Genomic DNA, 2,986 nt, shown 5'->3' with positions numbered 1-2,986 from the left:
AAGAGTGAACCACCTGATCCCTTCCCGAACTCAGAAGTGAAACCTCTTAGCGCTGATGGTAGTGTGGGGTTACCCATGTGAGAGTAAGTCATCGCCAGCTCATTATTCGAAACACCCCCTGACTAGTCCAGGGGGTGTTTTTTTATACCGGGAAAAAGGTAAAAGAAGAAAAGAAGAATAGAATAGGAAAATGAATAAGTTAAAGTGACGAATAAATGAATATTTCTGCCTCAAATATAAATTTAATAGTCTTTTATATTTCTATAAAGTTTATTGATCCGCTGAAATAATTGATTGCGTTGCAGCTTTAAGCATATATAAGACTTGGCCTAATAAAATGTCCTTATCAGTCAATGCCACAATAATCATGGGATGATTTTGTGCAGCAACAGATGCAAGTATCGCTTTTCCATTTTCGGCATCTAAGGTTATATTTTGACAACCGACCAAATGAATTTCTTTAATAAATGCTGACACCATTGCAAGGATAGAGCTGCTAACCGCAGCTAACTTGCTATTGTTATATTGCCCACGTTTGTAAACACTTGTTAGCTCAAATCCATCTGTTGAACACACCATGATGAAATGAACGCCTCGTGCATTGTTAATAATATTATTTATTTGTTCACGGGCATGTTGTATTAACTCATTCGAAGCGGTGCGTTTTGTGACATTAAACATTAATAGCTCCTTATGCGGTAATGTAGTGATTTACTTCGATTGAGGTAATTAAAGCTTCAAGTAGCAGTAAAACGTCAGATTTTTTGCGACAGTCAATAAAGAATAGGGGCGAATATAAGTCCTGACTAATCAGCCAATCTTTGTAGATAGCAGTATTCGTTGAACTTGTGATTTCGTCTGTATGGGTAATTCCAATGGCTATGTTATCTGTATAGTTTTGGAAGGTTTCTAAGTAGCTTTCGAGTTCACTTAAGGGATCATTAACATTATGATCAATCAAAATAATTGCACCGATTGCGCCTTGACAAATCACAGGCCAAATAAAATCAAAACGACTTTGTCCAGGGGTACCATATAAACCTATTTTTAAACCATCTTCTAAGGTCACTTCTCCGTAGTCGATACCTACTGTAGTTTCAAGTTTTTGATGGCTGGTTTGATCTGTATTAAACGCCTCGGTCAGTAGAACTGGGATATCAGAAAGTGAACGGATCGCTTCAGTTTTTCCAGCACCCATAGAACCAGCAAAGACAATTTTATATTGCTGAAGAATCATGTTTGATGTCCTATTCTAAAATCCAAATTTACGGCGTAATTTACGAAAGAAGTTTTGCACAAAGTTCTTTTCTTCTGTTGGTTCATGCGTTTCAGGTGGCCTGTAATGTTTATCCCAAAGATTTATTTTTTTAATATTCAGTGATGCCATATTCGCAGCAATGAACTGTCGAATGGTGCTGAGGGGTATATCATATTGTTCTGCGATCGCTGATATCTTTGCGCCCTGGATAAAGCATGCAGAAAGTTGAAAAATTTGTTTATGAGATAAATGTTCAGCAGGTTTTGGCCAGCTTAAAATTCGAAAATGACCATCTTCAGGAATTGTTTGATAAAAATTCGGAGTTTGCCAAAATAGATTCCATATCCAGTCTTGAAGGATGACTGGATGCTTTCGGCTTACATGGGTCATATCTTCAATTGATGCGAAATCATATTTAAAACTAGCATCGGTGTGTTGTAGTTGACGCTCGAGGTTGAGCCAAGCTATGTTTTGTGCGGTATCAATTACTGCTATTGTGCCTAGATCATCATATAGGTGCAATTTTTCATGATTATCTTCTGCATACATTTTTTTGAAGTAATCATCTTCCAAATTAAAATCGCTAAAGCTTTGAGTTTGACATTTTTGTGCATGCTCTATGGATTCGTTAAGGCTATTATGGCTGACGAGATGTTTATCAATCCATTGATTGAGCTCTTGATTGTCATCAACGGGAAGGAACAGAGTATTATTTCTGACGCACCCTGATTGTTGGTTGTCTTTCGAGATCCTGAGCCAAGGTAAAGCGCGGCGTGTTAATATTTTTTGAATTCCTTCGGTGTCAAAAAAACGCTCATGAATAAATAAGCAATCTAGATTCACATCAGATGCACTTTTCCATTGGATATTAAAGTACTGTGGAAAAATTGCGTAAAGCTGATGTTTGAGTTGATCTGAATCATGAATACTTAATCCTGCAATGCCGATATTGATATATTGCTTATTCATGGTGTTCCTCGACTAATTTTATTCAAACCTGTAAAACATTTTGGGAATAAAAAACCCTCTTATTGGTATAAGAGGGTTGGGTGAAATTAAGCAAAATCTAAACTTTTTTCATAGGTTTTTAATTCGTGTCGAGCCATGGCTAGGTTTGCTTTGGCACGATCAAGTACTAAATATAAGAACACGGATTCATTATTTTCCAGCGGACGAATCAAGTGATACTGTTTTCCTAAGGTAATTAAAATATCGACAATATGATCATCTAAGTTGAGTGACTGAGCGACACGTCTTTTGGAGCGAACCACTTCAGTATTTCCAGCAGCTGCTAACTCTAAATCAATATCTCCTCAGCCTTGTGTCGCCATAGCTAGGCCACTTTCACCGTCTACCAGTGCCGTTGCATGAAAACCGTCGATTGTTGTGAGTGATTCTAATGAAACTTTAGCCATTTTTATGCCCCTCTTTTAGGTTATACATGATTATTATTTGTAGATATTTAGGTAATTAACTAGCGTTTTTAACTACATAATTTAATTATAGGAAGCGTAAGGGGCATTGCAATAAAATTAATTTTTTGCTTTAAAAGGATAATATTCTAAATATAGCGTTAAGTTTTAGGATTTAAAAAATGTGATTTTGTCAACGGCATTCTAAAATTGACCCCTTTTACCTTACAAATGGCAAAGTAAAATTGACCCCTTTGATCTCGTATTAAGTTTCAACCTGGGGCTGAATCCCAATTCTTTTTTTATCCTTCAAACG

General features: G+C 36.5%; 3 protein-coding genes, 1 rRNA gene and 1 pseudogene. 1 reads left to right on the top strand and 4 read right to left on the bottom strand.

The features are described from left to right. Positions 1-100: ribosomal RNA gene (rrf, locus tag FTU77_RS15770) — 5S ribosomal RNA — on the top strand; the annotation flags it as partial. Positions 101-270: 170 nt separating this feature from the next. Here rrf and FTU77_RS15765 read toward each other — a convergent pair. From FTU77_RS15765 to FTU77_RS15750, 4 genes and pseudogenes are all read right to left on the bottom strand, one after another. Then, a complete protein-coding gene (locus FTU77_RS15765; RefSeq protein ID WP_078194283.1) occupies positions 271-681 on the bottom strand; it encodes a hypothetical protein in 411 nt (136 codons plus the stop codon). A 10-nt stretch (positions 682-691) separates the two neighbouring features. After that, a complete protein-coding gene (locus tag FTU77_RS15760) occupies positions 692-1,237 on the bottom strand; it encodes an ATP/GTP-binding protein (protein ID WP_078190122.1) in 546 nt (181 codons plus the stop codon). 15 nt (positions 1,238-1,252) lie between these two features. Then, entirely contained in the window at positions 1,253-2,227 is a 975-nt protein-coding gene (locus tag FTU77_RS15755) for a hypothetical protein (protein WP_180056181.1), read from the bottom strand. A gap of 86 nt (positions 2,228-2,313) precedes the next feature. After that, positions 2,314-2,673, bottom strand: a pseudogene (locus tag FTU77_RS15750) (roadblock/LC7 domain-containing protein). Positions 2,674-2,986: the final 313 nt, after the last annotated feature.

The sequence above is a fragment of the Acinetobacter sp. YH12142 genome (assembly GCF_013418435.1).
Classification (GTDB): domain Bacteria; phylum Pseudomonadota; class Gammaproteobacteria; order Pseudomonadales; family Moraxellaceae; genus Acinetobacter; species Acinetobacter amyesii.
This window is presented reverse-complemented; position numbering and strand designations above follow the sequence as displayed.

Excerpts from the sequence above, each read along its gene's own strand:
- FTU77_RS15760 (WP_078190122.1), bottom strand. The coding sequence starts at position 1,237 with ATGATTCTTCAGCAATATAAAATTGTCTTTGCTGGTTCTATGGGTGCT.
- FTU77_RS15755 (WP_180056181.1), bottom strand. The coding sequence starts at position 2,227 with ATGAATAAGCAATATATCAATATCGGCATTGCAGGATTAAGTATTCAT.
- FTU77_RS15765 (WP_078194283.1), bottom strand. The coding sequence starts at position 681 with ATGTTTAATGTCACAAAACGCACCGCTTCGAATGAGTTAATACAACAT.